Origin of the sequence: uncultured Clostridium sp., assembly GCF_963515715.1 — a bacterium.
Lineage (GTDB): Bacteria > Bacillota > Clostridia > Clostridiales > Clostridiaceae > Clostridium_AW.
On sequence record NZ_CAUPZS010000034.1, the window covers coordinates 24148 to 42745 of the forward strand.

At 31.8% G+C, this 18598-nt stretch carries 21 protein-coding genes; 18 read left to right on the forward strand and 3 right to left on the reverse strand.

Annotated elements, in window-relative coordinates; all coding sequences use genetic code 11:
• Positions 1-28 precede the first annotated feature (28 nt).
• From RYO54_RS17760 to RYO54_RS17770, 3 genes are all read left to right on the forward strand, one after another.
• A complete protein-coding gene (locus RYO54_RS17760) occupies positions 29-1123 on the forward strand; it encodes an iron ABC transporter permease (protein WP_315121788.1) in 1095 nt (364 codons plus the stop codon).
• Positions 1123-1893 carry an ABC transporter ATP-binding protein gene (locus tag RYO54_RS17765; RefSeq protein ID WP_315121790.1) on the forward strand — a complete coding sequence of 257 codons (771 nt, stop codon included), beginning with the start codon at positions 1123-1125 and terminating at the stop codon, positions 1891-1893. The genes RYO54_RS17760 and RYO54_RS17765 overlap by 1 nt, the downstream gene beginning before the upstream one ends.
• Positions 1894-2044: 151 nt before the next feature.
• Positions 2045-2743 carry a L,D-transpeptidase family protein gene (locus RYO54_RS17770; RefSeq protein ID WP_315121792.1) on the forward strand — a complete coding sequence of 233 codons (699 nt, stop codon included), beginning with the start codon at positions 2045-2047 and terminating at the stop codon, positions 2741-2743.
• A 69-nt stretch (positions 2744-2812) separates the two neighbouring features.
• On the opposite strand, the gene RYO54_RS17775 is transcribed toward RYO54_RS17770, so the two are convergent.
• On the reverse strand, positions 2813-4216 hold the full coding sequence (locus tag RYO54_RS17775) for a M28 family peptidase (RefSeq protein ID WP_315121794.1): 1404 nt from the start codon (positions 4214-4216) through the stop codon (positions 2813-2815).
• Between the two features lie 276 nt (positions 4217-4492).
• On the opposite strand from RYO54_RS17775, the gene RYO54_RS17780 reads away from it, so the two are divergent.
• Entirely contained in the window at positions 4493-5320 is an 828-nt protein-coding gene (locus RYO54_RS17780) for a lysophospholipase (protein WP_315121796.1), read from the forward strand.
• Positions 5321-5404: 84 nt separating this feature from the next.
• Positions 5405-5761 carry an arsenate reductase family protein gene (locus tag RYO54_RS17785; protein ID WP_315121798.1) on the forward strand — a complete coding sequence of 119 codons (357 nt, stop codon included), beginning with the start codon at positions 5405-5407 and terminating at the stop codon, positions 5759-5761.
• Positions 5762-5825: 64 nt separating this feature from the next.
• Here RYO54_RS17785 and RYO54_RS17790 read toward each other — a convergent pair whose 3' ends face one another.
• Positions 5826-6044 (reverse strand): hypothetical protein, encoded by a 219-nt coding sequence (locus RYO54_RS17790; RefSeq protein WP_315121800.1) that lies wholly within the window; start codon positions 6042-6044, stop codon positions 5826-5828.
• Between the two features lie 176 nt (positions 6045-6220).
• Between RYO54_RS17790 and RYO54_RS17795 the strand changes: the two genes are divergently transcribed.
• From RYO54_RS17795 to atpC, 13 genes are all read left to right on the forward strand, one after another.
• A complete protein-coding gene (locus RYO54_RS17795; RefSeq protein WP_315121801.1) occupies positions 6221-7453 on the forward strand; it encodes a phosphoenolpyruvate hydrolase family protein in 1233 nt (410 codons plus the stop codon).
• A gap of 72 nt (positions 7454-7525) precedes the next feature.
• Positions 7526-8737: a Tm-1-like ATP-binding domain-containing protein gene (locus tag RYO54_RS17800; protein WP_315121803.1), complete on the forward strand. Its 1212-nt coding sequence runs from the start codon at positions 7526-7528 to the stop codon at positions 8735-8737.
• Positions 8738-8753: 16 nt separating this feature from the next.
• A complete protein-coding gene (locus RYO54_RS17805; protein WP_315121805.1) occupies positions 8754-9581 on the forward strand; it encodes a phosphoenolpyruvate hydrolase family protein in 828 nt (275 codons plus the stop codon).
• A gap of 499 nt (positions 9582-10080) precedes the next feature.
• Positions 10081-10560 carry a hypothetical protein gene (locus RYO54_RS17810; protein WP_315121806.1) on the forward strand — a complete coding sequence of 160 codons (480 nt, stop codon included), beginning with the start codon at positions 10081-10083 and terminating at the stop codon, positions 10558-10560.
• Positions 10561-10584: 24 nt separating this feature from the next.
• Entirely contained in the window at positions 10585-10977 is a 393-nt protein-coding gene (locus tag RYO54_RS20230) for an ATP synthase subunit I (protein ID WP_399549717.1), read from the forward strand.
• Between the two features lie 78 nt (positions 10978-11055).
• Positions 11056-11748, forward strand: coding sequence for a F0F1 ATP synthase subunit A (gene atpB, locus RYO54_RS17815; protein ID WP_315121808.1), 693 nt, complete (start codon positions 11056-11058; stop codon positions 11746-11748).
• A gap of 40 nt (positions 11749-11788) precedes the next feature.
• Positions 11789-12055, forward strand: a complete 267-nt coding sequence (gene atpE, locus RYO54_RS17820; RefSeq protein ID WP_315121810.1) for an ATP synthase F0 subunit C — start codon at positions 11789-11791, stop codon at positions 12053-12055.
• 71 nt (positions 12056-12126) lie between these two features.
• Positions 12127-12639, forward strand: a complete 513-nt coding sequence (gene atpF / locus RYO54_RS17825) for a F0F1 ATP synthase subunit B (RefSeq protein ID WP_315121812.1) — start codon at positions 12127-12129, stop codon at positions 12637-12639.
• On the forward strand, positions 12627-13175 hold the full coding sequence (atpH, locus tag RYO54_RS17830; RefSeq protein WP_315121814.1) for an ATP synthase F1 subunit delta: 549 nt from the start codon (positions 12627-12629) through the stop codon (positions 13173-13175). Before atpF ends, atpH begins: the two co-directional genes overlap by 13 nt.
• Before the next feature lie 16 nt (positions 13176-13191).
• Positions 13192-14799: a F0F1 ATP synthase subunit alpha gene (atpA, locus tag RYO54_RS17835; protein ID WP_315121816.1), complete on the forward strand. Its 1608-nt coding sequence runs from the start codon at positions 13192-13194 to the stop codon at positions 14797-14799.
• Positions 14800-14838: 39 nt separating this feature from the next.
• Positions 14839-15681: an ATP synthase F1 subunit gamma gene (atpG, locus tag RYO54_RS17840; protein ID WP_315121818.1), complete on the forward strand. Its 843-nt coding sequence runs from the start codon at positions 14839-14841 to the stop codon at positions 15679-15681.
• Between the two features lie 21 nt (positions 15682-15702).
• Positions 15703-17106 carry a F0F1 ATP synthase subunit beta gene (gene atpD, locus RYO54_RS17845; RefSeq protein ID WP_315121819.1) on the forward strand — a complete coding sequence of 468 codons (1404 nt, stop codon included), beginning with the start codon at positions 15703-15705 and terminating at the stop codon, positions 17104-17106.
• Between the two features lie 10 nt (positions 17107-17116).
• The gene (gene atpC, locus RYO54_RS17850; protein ID WP_315121821.1) at positions 17117-17515 is read left to right on the forward strand and encodes an ATP synthase F1 subunit epsilon; all 399 of its coding nucleotides are present in this window, start codon (positions 17117-17119) and stop codon (positions 17513-17515) included.
• 62 nt (positions 17516-17577) lie between these two features.
• Here atpC and tyrS read toward each other — a convergent pair.
• Positions 17578-18598, reverse strand: a 1021-nt coding sequence (gene tyrS, locus RYO54_RS17855; RefSeq protein WP_315121823.1) for a tyrosine--tRNA ligase, incomplete at its 5' end; no start/stop codon positions are given.

Consider the following 18598-nt stretch of genomic DNA (forward strand, 5'->3'; position numbering starts at 1 on the left):
AGAATGACTGCTCTCAATGGAGGATGGAATGAATAATTCAAAAATGAATCAAGATTATAGTATGGAAAATATAAAAAATGAGTATGATAAAAAAAATTTTATAAAATGTTTCTTTATTTTTATAAGTTTATTAGTTTTAGTTTTTTGTATATTGTTTTCAGTTACCATAGGTTCAGCAGATATTAGTATAGGGGAAGTAAAAGATGTAATTTTATCTACTATATTTGGAAACCTAAAATCTAGTGATCAGAACAGTTTACAGAAAAAGATTGTTATTCTTTTACGTATGCCGAGAGTTATTCTAGCTGTGTTAGCAGGAGCTGGACTTTCAGTATCAGGTGTAATAATGCAAGCTATTACTCAAAATCCATTAGTAAGTCCATTTACCATTGGAATATCTTCTGCTGCTGTATTTGGAGCATCATTATCCATAGTTCTAGGAATCGGATTTTATGCAGGAACCATGGGAGGGATTGTCCTAAATGCATTTATATTTTCATTGCTTTGTGCTCTTTTAGTTTATGGGATTTCTAATAAGGTGGGTATGACTCCAGAATCCCTTATATTAACAGGAATTTCTATAAATTATTTATTCAGCGCCCTTTCTGCCACCATGCAATTTTTTTCAAAGGAGCATCAGTTAGCTGCCGTTGTACAATGGACCTTTGGAAGTGTAAATGGAGCTACTTGGACACAAGTTGCGCTGGTAAGTGTAGTATTAGCAGTTTCTTTTCCAATACTTTATTATTATTCCTGGATATTTAATGCCATGTCATCTAGTGGGGATGAGGTTGCTAAAGGCTTTGGGATAAAACCAAGTAAAGTTAGAGCTATTACAGGAATTATTACTGTGTTTGTAACCTCTGCTATTATTAGTTTTACAGGAGTAATTGGTTTTATAGGATTAGTAGGACCTCATATTGCAAGATTAGCAGTAGGTAGTGATCATAGATTTTTAATTCCTTATTCAGCTATATTCGGAGCTATATTACTTTTAATTTCTGATACAATAGGTAGAACAATTCTTTCTCCTGTAATTATTCCAGTGGGCATAGTTATTTCCTTCTTAGGAGTTCCACTATTTATTAATTTAATTTTAACTAAGAGAAAGGAGCATTTTTAATGAGTTTAAAGGTAAGTGGGTTAAGCTTTGGATATAAAGAAAAATTAATCTTAAACAATATAAACTTTGAAGTAAAAAAGGGAGAATTATTAAGTTTGCTTGGACCAAATGGTACGGGAAAAACTACTTTATTAAAGTGCATAAATAGAATAAATGTTCCACAAAAAGGTATTGTAACCATAGATGAGAAAAATATTGATGAATTATCCCCTAAAGAATTATCCCATCATTTAAGTTATGTGCCACAAAGTACACATAGCATGTTTCCTATAAGTGTTATCGACACGGTTTTGATGGGAAGATTGCCCTTTATAAAATTTAAAGTAAGTTCAAAGGATAAAGAAATTGTCTTTAATATTTTGGAAAGATTGAATTTAAATAAGTTGGCTTTTAAATCTATAAATCAGTTAAGCGGTGGAGAAAGACAAAGGGTTCTTATTGCAAGAGCTATAGCACAAGAACCTCAAATTTTATTGTTGGATGAACCCACCAGCAGTTTAGATATGAAAAATCAACTTGAAACATTAAGTTTAATAAAAGAAATTATTAAAGAAAAAAAGTTAATCGCTATTATGTCCATACATGATTTAAATCTTGCCACTATGTTTTCGGATGAATTTTTAATGCTTAAAGATTCCTCTGCTTTTGTATATGGATCTTCATCAAAAGTCATTACTAAAGAAAATATTAAAGCGGTTTATGGTGTAGATACTATTGTAAATAACTTTGAGGATAATAAGCATGTGTTTTTATTAAAACCAAATAAATAATGCTTATTATGGTGAATAAAAATTAAAGTAAAGTATAAACCTAAGAATATAATTATTGAAATTAGGTTTATATTTTTTTGTGCAATAGGTGTAGAGTTCTTTATTAATATGTGTATTTTTTATTGTAATCAGAGCGGAGGTGTACATTAATTTGAAGCTGCATAGACATTTTATAGTGATAGTAGTTTTTATGATGTTATTATTTTCAAGTAAAGGAGTCAAAGCTCATAACCCTACAGAGAAGCAAGTGGAAAAAAGCAAAGCTGGATACAATGTTTTAGTAGATATAAGTAACTTTAGAATGTATTTAATAGATAAAGAAAACAATGAACCTGTAAAAATGTATCCCATAGCGGGAGGAAAACCTGAAACACCATCTCCTTATGGAACTTGGAAGATAATATCAAAGGCTGCCAATTGGGGAGCTGGGTTTGGAACAAGGTGGATGGAATTAAATGTTCCTTGGGGAACCTATGGAATACATGGCACTAACAAGCCATTAACCATAAATAATCCAGATTCTCAGGGATGTATAAGGATGTTCAATAATGATGTAGAGGAAGTTTACAGACTTTTAGATAAAGAAAGTTTAGTTGTAATCTATGGTGGGCCTTATAATATGTATTGGAATACTTTTAGAAATTTAAAACCTGGAGACAAGGGAGCGGATGTACTAGAAGCTCAAAGAACATTGCAGGACAGAGGATACTATACAGGGACTCTAGACGGAATTTATGGTGAAAGCATGAAAGATGAAGTGCTAAAATTTAAAAAGGATAATAAATTGCAATTTACTCACTTTATTGATGAGGAGATGTATAAGGTTTTAGGAATGGAACCCTTTGAGTGAAAATAGGTTAAAATAACATTAATTAACATGCCCCCTATGTAAAACTATTTATATAGGGAGCATGTTTACTTACTGAGCTATTCCAAGGTCATAAACTTGGTTCATAATATTAAAATTAGTAGGTTTGTTTACAAGGTTTGGAGTTTGTACTCTTATTGCACTATACAGAGCTGCACCAACAATTTCACCAGCTTGTTCTAATCTTTCTACACTAATATTTTCAGCGATTGTATCTTGAGGTGTATGATACCAAGGCTCTAATTTTGCTTCATCATCTCCCCATATAAAACCAGCTGCTGGGATTCCTGCATCACCAAAAGGAGCGTGGTCTGAAGATTTACTATAGTTTACACGTACTATATTGTTATTTAATCTTGCAGCGGCTTCAATTGCGGAATCTGTTACTAGATTAGATTTTCCATCAACTGTACTAGCATATAGAGTAGTACAAGGTCCATAACTAGTTGCAATCATGTCCATATTGAAATTAGCCACACTTCTTGCAATTTCATCTTGTGACAATGTGCTAACATAATATTTTGAGCCTATTAAACCAATTTCTTCTGCACCGCAAACTACAAATCTAACTTCTTTGTCAATTGGGAATGATTTTAATGCTCTAGCAAATTCAAGCAACATACCTGTACCAGAAGCGTTATCATTAGCTCCAGGAGCATAAGGTACGCTATCAAGGTGAGAAGTTACATATACGATTCCATCAGTAGCTTTATTTTTGTTTTTAGGTTCTCTTTTAGCAATAACATTCCAAGATTTTGTTTTAAGTTCAGCGTTTATAGTAGCTATTACTTCTTTATCTTTCATTTCATTAAGAAGTAGTTCGCCATCTGCTTTTGAAATTGTCAAAACAGGAATAGGGCTAACATAGTCGCCTAGCGTAGCGTTTAATGGTTCATCTATATTGTTATAGATGATAACTCCAGACGCTCCAGCAGCAACAGCATTCACAGCCTTTTCCTCAAAAGATCCATTTCCTCTTTTAATTAAAGCTATATTTCCCATAACGCTTTCAGGAAAATCAGAGGAAGTTACTCCAAATGCACAGTCTACAATGGCAGTAGTAAGTCCATTTTCAGTAGTATACCCTGAGCCTGTTGCAGCATTGCCTCTTATATCTTTGTTACTTAAAGAATCTATTGTTAAATTTATTACTACATTACTTATGTCAAATTCTTGTATTTCAGCTTCGTATCCATGTTTTTCGAATTGGTTTTTAATATATTCTCTAGCTCTTATTTCTTCATTTGTACCAGCAACTCTTGGGCCAATTTCTTCACTTAAATACCTAATGTGCTCTAGAGCTCTGTCAGCGCTAATTTTAGATATAACTTTTTGGTCAAAAGCTTTTGCTGAATTTTCATTTGGGGCAGCAAAAGCGTAGGATGATGACATAAACACAAGTGCTAATGTGGTAGCAATCATCCTCAGTCGTTTGAATCCTTTTGTTTTGTTCATAAATAAACCTCCAATAAATATAATTTTGATACGTTATTAATTTTATTATGATGTTGATAGATTTATGACCATATTAAAAATGTATATATTATATAAGATTCAACAATTTAAGCGTTAAAAAGTTTATTTTATAGTTAACCGAACCGTCATTAATGCCTTTACTGGAAAGGCTAGCGTAGATTCAAGGTAGAGAAAAAATTATGATGAAAAATTAATAAAATACATTAAAAGGAAATTATGTATGTTTATAGAATTAATAAGATAGAGGTGATATGCATGAATAATCATATAGAAAGTAAAATAAAATCCTTTGATGATACAGAAATATTTTATACAAAAGATAGGGTGGAAAATCCAAGGGCGATAGTTTTAATAGTTAATGGATTATGCGAACACCTAGGAAGATATGACTACCTTACTAATAAATTAAACAGTTTTCAGTATAGTGTGTATAGATTTGACAATAGAGGACATGGAAGGTCAGGAGGGGAAAGAGGATACTTAGAAAAATTTTCGGATTTTTTGGAAGACACAAATGCAATTGTAGATTTAGCAAAAGAGGAAAATAAGAAATGCCCCATATTCATGCTTGGACATAGCATGGGAGGGCTTATAACTGCTGCCTATGGAATGAAATATAAAAATAAGTTAAAAGGTCAAATGTTATCAGGAGCAGCTCTTTTGGAGTTGCCTATATTTGAGGATTTAAAAAAGGATGACCATTTTGAAAAACATCCAAGAGAAAAGTCCCCTAATGGCTTAAGCCACCTTATATGTAGGGATGAAGAAGTGGTTAAAGCTTATGATGAAGACCCATTGGTATTAAAGGAAACTAATATAAAATTATTAGGAGAAGCCTTCATAAATGGAGCAGCATGGGTGAAAGAAAATGTGAAAAGCTACACTTATCCTTGTCTTATTATGCATGGTGAGGAGGATAAGATAGTACCATTAGACTGTTCAAGATGGTTTTTTAATTATTCAAGTTCTAAAGACAAGAGCTTAAAGATATACGAAGAATGTTACCATGAAATATTAAATGAAAAAGAAGAAAAAGAAGAGGTTATAGGAGATATACAGGAGTGGATAGAAGAAAGGATATAGATTTGTAGTATTATAGTAATAAATGCTTTCAGTGCGAATATCTGATATTATAAAGTAGAAAGATATTCAATGGAGGTGTTTACCATGAAAATACTATTTGTACAGTACCCAAAATGTACTACTTGTATTAAAGCTAGAAAATGGCTTGAAGAAAATAATGTGGATTTTGAACATAGGCACATAGTTGAAAATAATCCTACAAAAGAAGAATTAGAGGCATGGTTACATAAAAGTGGATTGCCTATAAATAAGTTTTTCAACACTAGCGGAAGGTTGTATAAAGAAATGAATCTTAAAGACAAAGTTAAAACTTCTAGTGAAGAGGAGCTTTTAGACATATTATCTTCTAATGGAATGATTGTGAAAAGACCAATAATTGTAGGAGAGGATTTTGTTTTAGTAGGATTCAAAGAAGAACAGTGGGAAGAAAAACTTAAATAAATAATATATCATAATTATTAAAGGTGGGTGAATTTAAAGAATGCTTTAAGTTCACCCACTAAAATTATTTACCCTTAAGTTCTTTCATAATGGTTTTATGATATTCTTCAAGAGATTTTTGCACTAAGGAATTTGTGTAAGCTATTAATAGTTTATATGTTTCTACATCATCTGCAATATCTTCTGGTAAAGAAAATATTATTGAAGATGCATCTACAGCGTCTTTAGTAGCTTCTAAAGATGCATCATTAACTATTTTTTCGAAATCAATATTTAAGTCCAAATATAGCACCACCTTTCTACAACATCTACTTTTATTTATCTAAACTATATTCTCATAAAAAAATTTTAACATAGGAAAAGCTTTAGATAAAGAGTTTATTTTATTATGGATTACAATATCACTTACAAGGGGTATAATATAAAAAATAATACACAATGAATAAAGGGGTTAGTTCTATGTTTAAAAGAGAATACATAATAAATAATTTGAAAAATCAAATACTAATTAATAAACATATAATTGGAGTTGCCGTTGGGTCTGGGCTATCTGCTAAATATGCGGAAAAAGGTGGAGCAGATATTATACTAGCTTTAAGTTCCGGAAAGTTTAGACAAATGGGAATAGGTTCTCTCGCTGGCTGGATGCCTTTTTCAAATTCAAATGAACTTGTTATGGAATTTGGTTCTCGTGAAATTATACCAATAATAAAAAATATACCAGTTATTTTTGGCATTAATGCAACTGACCCTACAATAAACTTGGAAGAATATATTGATTTAATAAAAAGCAATGGTTTTTCTGGAATTAATAACTTTCCAACCATAGGAATGCTGGAAGGAAAGTTTCGTGAAGCTCTAGAAAATGAAGGAATTAGTTTTGATAAAGAGGTTGAAGCTATTAGAATTGCCCATGAAAAAAAATTATTTACTATAGCTTTTGTTTTTGATGAAAAACAGGCTGTAGAAATGCTACAGGCAGGGGCTGATATTATATGTGTACACTTAGGACTAACAGGTGGAGGAGAAATAGGAGCTAAGAAAATGATATCTTTGGAATCGGCAAAGAATGTTACAGCGGAAATATTTAAAGCCTGTGATGATATTAGACCAGATGTATTTAAAATGATTTATGGAGGGCCTGTTAAAACACCAATAGATATTGATTATATGTACAAAAATACTCAAACAATAGGGTACATCGGAGGATCAGCTTTTGAAAGAACTCCCTCTGAGTCAACAATAACAAATACTACAAAATCTTTTAAGTTTGCCGGAATTCATGAAAAAGATGAGCTGTTAATAAAAATGATTGAAGGCATAAAAAAGCATTATAGCTATGTTGATTTTATTAAAGAATATATTTCAAATAACTATATGCATAAAATACTTTTAAGTGATTTGGCATCAGTGTTACATGTATCGAGACCATATCTAAGTACAGTTTTTAAAAATGAAGTAGGTTGTACTTTCCCAGAATACTTATCTCAGTTTAGGTTAAATAGAGCAAAGGAAATTTTAGAAAAAGAAAATATTCAAATAAGTGAAATTGCCCATATTGTAGGATATAGTGATTATGCTCATTTTAGTAAATCCTTTAAAAAACAAACAGGTTTATCTCCTAAAGAATATAGAGAAAAAAATAAAACGTTTACAGATATTACAAAATCACATGAACATATTACAAAGTAACATGTATATTTTAATTTGTTAGTTGTATTATTAAGTTAGAGTAAAGAATTTAATTTATTAAGGAGGTTAACTATGAAGACAATTGCAATCGCAGGAACTTTTGATTCTAAAGGTGAAGAATTTAGCTATGTTAAAGACATAATTGAAGGCTTAGGGTTAAAAACTTTTATGATTCATACAGGGGTTTTTGAACCTAAGTTTACACCAGATGTATCTAATGATGAAGTGGTAAAAGCTGTAGGTGGTGACATTAAAGAAATTGCAGCAAAAAAAGATAGAGCATTAGCTACGGATATTTTGTCAAAAGGAATGGAAAAGCTATTACCAAAGCTTTATTCAGAAGGAAAATTTGATGGAATTCTTTCCTTTGGGGGAAGCGGTGGTACTTCAATCGTTACTCCTGGAATGAGAGCACTTCCAATAGGGGTGCCAAAGGTTATGGTATCCACTGTTGCAGCTGGAGACATATCTATGTATGTAGGAACTAGTGATATATTTATGTATCCATCCATTGTTGACGTAGCAGGTTTAAATTCTATTTCGACAAAAATTTTTACTAATGCTGCTTTTGCTATAGCTGGTATGGTAAAATTCGAGAATAAAACTAATTTAAATAAAAAACCTTTGATTGCTGCAACTATGTTTGGAGTTACAACTCCATGTATAAATCAATCAAGGGAATACTTAGAGAAGCTTGGATATGAAGTTTTAATATTCCATGCCACAGGAACTGGTGGAAAAGCTATGGAAAGCTTAATAAGGGACGGTTATATAGAAGGAGTTTTAGATATTACAACAACAGAATGGTGTGATCAACTATTTGGGGGAAATATGGCAGCGGGAGAAGATAGGCTTGAAGCTGCTGTGCTTAATAAAATACCTCAAGTTGTTTCAGTTGGAGCCTTAGATATGGTTAACTTTGGCCCTATATCATCTGTGCCAAGTAAATACACAGGGCGTAATTTTTATAAACATAATCCAACGGTTACATTAATGAGAACTACAGTGGAAGAAAATAGAGAATTGGGCTTAATTATTGCTGAGAAGTTGAATATGGCTCAAAGAAAAACAGCTCTATTACTTCCTTTAAAAGGAGTTTCTCTTTTAGATTCAGAAGGACAACAGTTCTATGGAGTTGAAGAAGATGCCATGCTGTTTACAACATTGAAAGAAAACATAACTAATCCGTTAGTGGAAATTGTAGAGGTAGATGCAAATATTAATGATGAAGAATTTTCTATCAATGCAGCACAAAAATTAGTTCAATTATTAAATGAAAAATAGTTAGGAGGAATTTAAAATGTCAAAATCACGTAGTGAAGTTTTAAATAAATTAAGAGAAGAAATTAAATCAGGAAAAGTAATTTTAGGAGCAGGTGCTGGAGCAGGTATTTCTGCTAAAAGCGCTGAAGCTGGCGGAGTTGATTTAATTATAATATACAATTCTGGAAAATATAGAATGGCAGGAAGAGGATCTCTTGCTGGTTTATTATCCTATGGCGATGCTAATGAAATCGTAGTTGAAATGGGAAATGAAGTGCTGCCTGTTGTTAAAGATACGCCTGTATTAGCAGGGGTTTGTGGCACAGATCCATTTAGAGTAATGGAAGCATTTTTGAAAGGTCTTAAAGAACAAGGCTTTGCAGGAGTACAGAACTTCCCAACTGTTGGACTTATTGATGGAGTTTTTAGACAAAATCTTGAAGAAACAGGAATGGGATATGGCTTAGAAGTAGAAATGATTAAAAAAGCTCATGAATTAGATCTAGTAACTTCACCATATGTATTTGATAAAGAACAAGCTATTGAAATGGCAAAGGCTGGAGCAGATATATTAGTAGCTCATATGGGATTAACTACAAAAGGAACAATTGGTGCTAAAACAGCTCTTACATTAGATGATTGCGTTGTAAAAGTACAGGAGATATGCGATGCTGGTAAGTCAGTAAATCCAGATATTATAGTTTTATGTCATGGTGGACCGATAGCAGAACCAGAGGATGCCCAATATATAATATCAAAAACTCATGGTGTTGAAGGTTTCTTTGGAGCATCAAGTATAGAAAGATTTGCCACTGAGGTTGGTATAAAAAATCAAACTGAGTCATTTAAAAATATTAAGAAATAAATACAAAGAAAGCGAAGGGTTTCATGTGCCTTTCGCTTTTTCTGTATTAATATTAATTCACTATAATATCATTTTCTTTCATATAAGCCTCCACACCCATATTAAAATACCTCAGTTTAAATAATTGATAAATACTTATCTATTTTCAAGAAAATCTTGGTTAAAAAATCATTAAAATGTAATTTAAGTTAAATTTAAGGATAATGAGTATCTAAAAATATTGTATTACATAATAAAAATTAACAAAAAATTAAATAAAAACTACTTGAAAATAAAAAAATATTACTAATATTTATTTGACAATAGCATAAACTTGCATTATATGTTATCATTATTTATAATTATACAAAAAATTTAGTTAAAATCTAAATAATATATTTCTAAAATTACAATAGAACTGATTGATAAATTAATAATTAATTTTGAAAAATAAACCAAGTCTATAGTAATTACTTAATTTATGTTTTAATAAATTATTATGAAAGAGGAGGGAGAGAATTTGAGAAAAATAAAGAAGTATTTAATAATAATTAATATAATTCTTTTAATACCGCTAAAAATGTTAAATTTAAGCTTATTTGAAATTGAACGCAAATTTTCTTCCTTGAATCTTGAGAATGTAATTAATTTATATAGAGAAAATAATGGACAATTTCCCCACCTAATATCTAGAAGTAAAATTATTTTGTATAAATATGACAATCTAAAAGTCGATTTATCAAAGTCTAAAAATAAAATTTTCCCAAATAGACATAAAAACATGGAATTTACTATTAGTGAAAAAAATCTTTATAAAGAAAATTCTGAATTGTTATATAGTCCTTTAGTGTTTTATGAAAATGGTTTAAAGAAATACCACATTAACCAACTATTTATTCCATTTATTCTATTTTTAGATTATAGGAATAAAATTAGAGCTCTATTAAAAAGTAAATTTAACGGGGGCAACTATAAAGAAATTTATTTAGTTAAACTATAAAAGTAAGTAGGAGGTATTAATTCAATGAGTGTTACAGGACAAAATTATCAACTGTGGATAGTAAAAAGAACATTATCAATTGCGTTAATACTATCCATATTAATTCTAATTACCTTTTCAAATCCAAAAGAATATATATATGGCTTGCTTTTTAGTACATGTATTACGGTTTTAAATTTTAGACTTATGTGCATTAGCATAGAAAGATCTTTATATATGACACAGAAGAAAATAAAATTTTTTATATTGACAAATTACACTATAAGAACTTTTATTTATGGCGTTGTCATATTCATTTCATATATAGCAGATTATTTGAATTTTTATACTGCTATACTCGGTTTATTTTCAGTGAAGATAATCATAATTTTTAGCACCTTTTATAAGAAGAGTTCGCTTAAAATTATAAAAAAATAATAAGTTTTATATAATTCAATGTTTTGAGGAGTATTATGAAAATAATACAAATTCACCATAATACGGGAGGTGAATAGCATGAAGATGGACATAAATTTCCTATTGTTCGGCAAGGAAATATGTTTAAATGCTAGTGTTATAAATTCTTGGATGATAGTTATAGTGTTATCTATATTTTCAATTATTGTCGGTAGAAAAATAAAGAATACAAAAATTGATGAGAAGCCAAGTTCCATAGTTACTATTGTAGAGTTTTTTGTAGAGACAGTTGAATCCTTAGTAAAAAGTACTATGGGTGAAAATAGAGTGGGCTTTGCCCCTTATATAGGAACAATAAGCTTATTTTTAGTATTTGCTAATTTGCTTGGACTTTTAGGCTTACAGGTTCCCACATCTGATTACAGTATAGTTTTAGCTTTGGCAATGATTACTTTTGTGTTGATACATTTTAATAGTATAAGCAGTAATGGGATAAAAGATTATTTAAAAAGCTTTACTCAGCCTACGCTAATAATGTTGCCTATCAATTTAATGAGTGAAATAACAATACCAATCGCGTTGTCTTTTAGATTATTTGGAAACATGATAAGCGGGACTATAATAATAGCTTTAATTTTTAATGCATTAAATAGTATATCCATAATTACTGTACCTTTTATAGCACCACTTTTAAATGCATACTTTGATGTTTTTGTAGGTCTTGTTCAAACTTTTATATTTGCAATGCTTACCATGGTGTTTATAAGCAATAAAATGAAAAGAACTAACTAAATTAAAATGAAAAATTGATTATTTGAGGAGGAATATAAATATGCAAGGAATTTCAAGTGAAGCGTTTGTATTAGGTTGTTCAGCCATAGGAGCAGGTATAGCTGTATTGGCAGCTTTTGGACCAGGATTAGGACAGGGATATGCGGCAGGTAAGGCAGCGGAAGCGGTTGCAAGACAACCTGAAGCAAAGTCAGATATTATCCAGACCATGATATTAGGACAAGCAGTTTCGGAAACAAGTGGAATTTATGGGTTAATTATAGCTCTTATTTTGCTAATTGTACGTCCTTTAATGCAAGCATTATAAAATATAGAATAGGTATTTAATGTATTTTAACGATGCTCATGACTTACTGCATAGAAAGGAGTATTTAATTTATGAATTTTGAAATAAAAGTTATACCAGAGTGGCCCATTTTTATGTCTCAGCTAATTTCGACTTTGATTCTATTTCTTGTAGTTAAGCATTTTTTATTTAAGCCAGTTTCGGATATGGTTAATGCTAGAAAAAGCAAAATTGAAAATGATATGCTAGAAGCCAAAACTCAAGCAGAGGAAGCTCATGTTTTAAAAAATCAATATGAACAAAAAATAGAGGAATCAAAAGACGAAGCAAGAACAATTATAGCTTTAGCTAAACAAAGGGAAGATGAAATAAAACAGGAAGTTCTTGCTGAGGCAAAGATGGAAGTAGATGGTATGTTTATAAAAGCTAAAGAAAATATTAAAAGAGAAAAAGAAAAAACTATGGCAAGTTTAAAACATGACATAGTGGAAATGACAATATTAACAGCCTCAGCAGCCATCGAAAAAAATTTAGACGAAGATACTCACCAAGAAATGATAAATAAGTTTATTCATGAGGTAGGTGAAGTGGAATGGATAGAGTAGCGGATAAAAAATATAATGAAGTTTTAAATGAATTAATGTTTGATGAAGATAAACTTGATCAATTTATAGATGAACTTAAATTTATATCGGATGAGGTAAAAAAAGAACCACAATTTCAAATTATACTTGCACATCCAGAAATTTCAAAAGAGGATAAAAAAGATATGATAACCTCTGTTTTTGAGGAGAGTGTGTCAAAATCAGTGATGACTCTTTGCTATAATTTAATAGACAAGGGAATGGAAAATTATTTTAATAGAGTTGGTAAAGATTTTGATGATAAGGTAAATGATAAGTATGGGATTATTGAAGCGGTGGCTTATACTGTACTTCCTATAAGTGTTGATAGTATGGAAAAACTTAAAGAAATTTTAACTAAAAAACTTAAGAAAAGGGTTATTCTATCTAACAAAGTTGATAAGTCTATAGTTGGTGGAGTTGTTCTCAAGGTGGGAGATAAACTCATTGACGGAAGTATTAAAGGAAGAATTGGTGATATTCATACGTCTTTAAATAATTCAATTATTAAATTATGATAGGAGAGTAAACTTAATGAATTCTAGAAAAGATGAAATTAGCTCCATCATAAAGGAGCAAATTGAAAAGTATGAAAAGAAACTAAATTTAACTGAAGCAGACTATGATTTTCAATCTGATGGAATAAATGCATTAAAAATAAACTCAATAATAAAAGAACAACTTAAAAAATATGAAAGACAGCTTAATGTATTAGATGCAGGTACTGTTGTTCAAATTGGAGACGGTATTGCAAGAATTCACGGATTAGAAAAGTGTATGGCTTCAGAATTATTAGAATTTCCAGGGCAAGTATATGGTATGGTTCTCAATCTTGAAGAAGATAATGTAGGGTGTGTACTATTAGGTCCCAGTGAAAATATAAGAGAAGGGGATATAGTAAAGAGAACGGGAAGAGTTGTAGAAATCCCAGTAGGAGACGCATTGGTAGGAAGAGTAGTTAATGCTCTTGGAGAACCAATAGATGACAAAGGACCTATTAATACAGACAAGTTTAGGCCTATTGAGGCGGAAGCACCTGGAGTTATTGAAAGAAAGTCTGTAACGGTGCCTATGCAAACAGGAATAAAGGCTATTGACTCTATAATTCCTATTGGTAGAGGGCAAAGAGAACTTATCATAGGTGACAGACAAACTGGGAAAACCGCATTAGCAATAGATACAATTATAAATCAAAAAGGCCAAGACGTTATATGTATTTATGTAGCTATTGGACAAAAAAGATCTACGGTAGCTCAATTAATAGACACTTTAGAAAAGAATGGAGCTATGGAATATACAATTATAGTATCGGCTACAGCAAGCGAGGTAGATGCGTTACAGTATATAGCCCCTTATTCAGGAGTTTCTATAGCAGAAGAGTTTATGTACAATGGGAAGGATGTATTGATTGTATATGATGATTTATCAAAACATGCAGTTGCCTATCGTACTATGTCTCTTCTTTTGAGAAGACCACCGGGACGTGAAGCATATCCAGGGGACGTATTTTATTTGCATTCTCGATTGCTTGAAAGAGCGGCAAGACTTAATGAAGAAAATGGTGGAGGCTCTATAACGGCATTGCCAATAGTAGAAACTCTTGCAGGAGATATTTCTGCCTATATTCCAACAAATATAATATCTATAACGGACGGTCAAATATTTTTAGAGCAGGAATTATTTTTCTCAGGACAAAGACCTGCAGTGAATTCTGGCTTGTCAGTATCAAGAGTAGGTGGTGCTGCTCAAACTAAGGCAATGAAAGGGGTATCTAGTGGACTTAAGCTTGAACTTGCGCAATACAGAGAACTTCTAGCCTTTGCACAGTTTGGATCAGAGCTTGATAAGGAAACCAAAAAAACATTGTCATATGGGGAGAGGATAATGGAAATATTAAAGCAACCTCAGTATCAGCCTATGTCAATGGAAAGACAAGTAATGCTTCTATATGTAGTGTGTAACAAATACATTAATGATATTCCTATAGAAAAAATTAAGGTTTTTGAAGAGGAATTTTTGGAATTTATGAAAACTAATTATTCACATGTAGAGAAAGAGATAGCTATTAGCAAAAAGCTTACTGAAGAAATAGAGTCTGAGCTTAAAAAGGCTATAGAGGAATTCTTGGGGCTCTTCAAATGAAAATGATGTAAGAAGAGGGGTGAAAGCATGGCTCAAGGGATGAAAGAAATTAAAAGAATGATAAAAAGTGTAAATAGCACAAAAGAAATAACCAAAGCAATGGAGCTTGTTTCATCTTCTAAACTTAGACAGGCTAGAAAACGCCTAGAGAGATTAGAGTCATATCAAAAGACCGTGCTTAAAAGTATTAATGGAATGCTTCCGTCTGTAGCTAAGTTAGCTTATCCTGATGAGGATAATAGAGAAGCAAAACACAAGCTTTTTATTGTAATAACTTCTGATAAAGGTCTGGCAGGGGGATATAACAATAATATATTTAAACTTACTGAAAATATTATTGAGGATAAGGAAAATGCCTTAGTTATACCTATAGGCCAAAAGGGTATAGACTATTTTACTAGAAATAACTATGAAATAGTAGAAAGTTTTGACTTTATATCAGAGAATCCAGAATTTACGGATGCAGTTGCTATAGGCAATCTTGCTATTGATTTATATAAAAAGCACCAAGTATATGAGATAAATCTAGTATATACTACTTTTAAAAATGCATTATCTCAAATACCCATTTTAGTAAGACTTCTTCCAGTAGAGACTGTGGAAGCTGAAAATACTAATAAAAATATTCAGATAGAATGCGAACCATCCCCAGAAGCAGTGCTAGATTATTTGATTTCTAAGTTTATTCACATTTCTATATATGGTGCTTTGGTAGAATCTTCTGTTAGCGAGCAGGGAGCAAGAAGGGTATCTATGGAATCAGCAACTAATAATGCTGAAGAAATGATAGCTGATCTTGAATTAGGATATAATCGAGCTCGACAAGCCTCAATAACTAGGGAAATAACAGAAATTGTAGGTGGTGCAGAAGCTCTCAAATAAATAAGCAGAGGAGGAAAGCTGATGTTAGAAAAGAACACGGGCAAAGTAGTTCAAATTATTGGACCTGTGTTAGATATAAGATTTAATAAGGATAATATGCCGAAGCTTTTAAATATTATTGAAATAAAAGGTGATAATAATAATAAGATAGTAGCAGAGGTAGCTCAGCATATAGGCGAAGATACAGTAAGATGCATTGCAATGTCTTCAACGGATGGACTTATAAGAGGTATGGAAGCAATAGACACGGAGGGACCAATAAAAGTTCCCGTGGGTAATATAACTTTAGGAAGGCTTTTCAATGTACTTGGAGAAACCACCGATAATGGTAGTGAATTAATTGCTGATGAATATATGCCTATTCATAGAGAGGCGCCGTTGCTTGAAGAGCAACAAACAGCTACTGAAATATTTGAAACTGGAATAAAAGTTATCGATTTAATGACACCTTATGCAAAGGGTGGTAAAATTGGTCTTTTCGGTGGAGCGGGAGTTGGAAAAACAGTTCTTATTCAAGAACTTATTAACAACATTGCAAAAGAGCATGGGGGATTATCTGTATTTACTGGTGTTGGAGAAAGAACTAGAGAAGGTAATGATCTTTACCATGAGATGAAAGATTCAGGAGTTATAGATAAAACTGCCTTGGTATTTGGTCAGATGAATGAACCTCCGGGAGCAAGAATGAGAGTTGCACTAACAGGGCTTACTATGGCAGAATATTTTAGAGATAGCCAAGGGCAAGATGTTCTATTATTTATAGATAATATCTTTAGATTTACTCAGGCTGGATCTGAAGTATCAGCACTTCTTGGACGTATTCCAAGTGCCGTTGGTTATCAGCCTACTTTGGCTACAGAAATGGGACAACTACAAGAAAGAATTGCATCTACAAAAACAGGTTCCATTACTTCTGTTCAAGCAGTTTATGTACCAGCGGATGACTTAACAGACCCAGCTCCAGCAACGACATTTTCTCATTTAGATGCAACTACTGTTCTCTCACGTACGATTTCTGGACTAGGAATATATCCTGCAGTAGACCCTTTAGACTCTACATCTAGAATTTTAGACCCTCTAATTGTTGGAGAAGAACATTATAATGTAGCTCGTGAAGTACAAAGAGTTCTTCAAAGGTATAAGGAGTTGCAGTATGTTATAGCGGTACTCGGGATGGATGAATTATCAGAAACGGATAAGCTAACCATAGCTCGTGCTAGAAGAATTCAACGTTTCTTATCTCAACCATTTAGCGTAGCAGAGCAATTTACAGGAATGCCTGGACAATATGTACCTTTAAAGGAAACAATAAGAGGATTTAAGGAGATACTTGAAGGAAAGCATGATGATCTTCCTGAAGCAGCATTTTTGTTTGTAGGTAGCATAGAACAAGCTGTAGAAAAAGCTAAAAAAATAAAAAGTTAGGAGGAAGCAGATGGCCTTATTTTCACTAAAGGTAGTAACTTCTAATGGGATTTTTTTCGATGAAGAGGTAGATATGGCTATATTAAGATGCGTAAATGGAGATATTGGTATATTAAAAGGTCATGCTCCATTAATATCTCTTATAGGTATCGGAAAGTTAAGGATTAAGCAAAATGGAAAAATTAAAGAAGCAGCTATTGCTGGTGGATATGTAGAAGTAAATAAAGAAGATACATTAATAGTTTGTGATGCCATTGAATGGCCAAATGAGATAGATATAGAGAGAGTCAAAGAAGCAAAGAGGAGAGCTGAAGAGCGACTTCAAAACCCTGATGGCATTGATGTTGCAAGGGCAGAGGTAGCCTTGAAAAAGGCTATAAACCGAATTAATACAGCAGAAATCCAATAAAAATATATAAATAAAGCACACTATCAATTTATAAAAATATTTAAATTGATAGTGTTTTATTATTAAGCTTTCATTTTTATTTTAATAAACTTTGACTTACCTACCTGAACAACAAAGTTACTGTTTGTATTTGACATTGTAGATGAATTAAACTTTTCTCCATCTATTTTTATAGCATTTTGTGTAATAAGTCTTCTTGCTTCTCCGTTGCTCTTAGCAATGCCACTATTAAAGATAATCTTTACAAGATCGATTTCGCCATCTTGTGTAAAGCAATCAGGCGATGGGGTAAATTCATCTATATCATCTGGAATAAGGTTTTTTTGAAACACAGTCTTAAAGTGTTCCTCTGCCATCTCTGCTTCCATGGCACCACAATATAAAGTTGATATCTCTTTTGCAAGACGCATTTTAATATCACGAGGATTAGTCTCTGGTTTTTCAAGTTCCAGTTTAATTAATTCAACCTCATCTGGATGAATATCTGTTGCCAGCTCGAAGTATTTAATAATGAGATTATCCGGAATAGTCATAGTCTTTTCATAAATTGTAACTGGGTTTTCATATATACCAATATAATTTCCAAGACTTTTGCTCATTTTTTCAATACCATCGGTACCTTCAAGTAAAGGCATAAACAGCGCTACTTGACTTTCTTGATTAAAATCCTTTTGCAGTGTACGGCCCATAAGAATATTAAAAGTTTGGTCTGTACCACCCATTTCAATATCAGCTTTTAATTCCACAGAATCATAAGCCTGCATTAGTGGATAGAAAAATTCGTGAAGTCCTATAGGTTCATTATTTTTATATCTTTTTTCAAAATCATCTCTTTCAAGTATTCTTGCAACAGTAACCTTCCCTGCAAGTTTTATCACCTCTTCAAAATTAAGTTTTGATAGCCACTGGCTATTAAATTTAAGTTCAGTCTTATTTCTGTCAAGTATTTTAAAAATTTGATCTTCGTAAGTTTTTGCATTTTGAAGCACCTGTTCAGTAGTTAATGGTTTACGTGTTTTACTTTTGCCTGATGGGTCTCCAATTTTACCTGTGAAATCTCCAATTATGATTACTGCACGATGC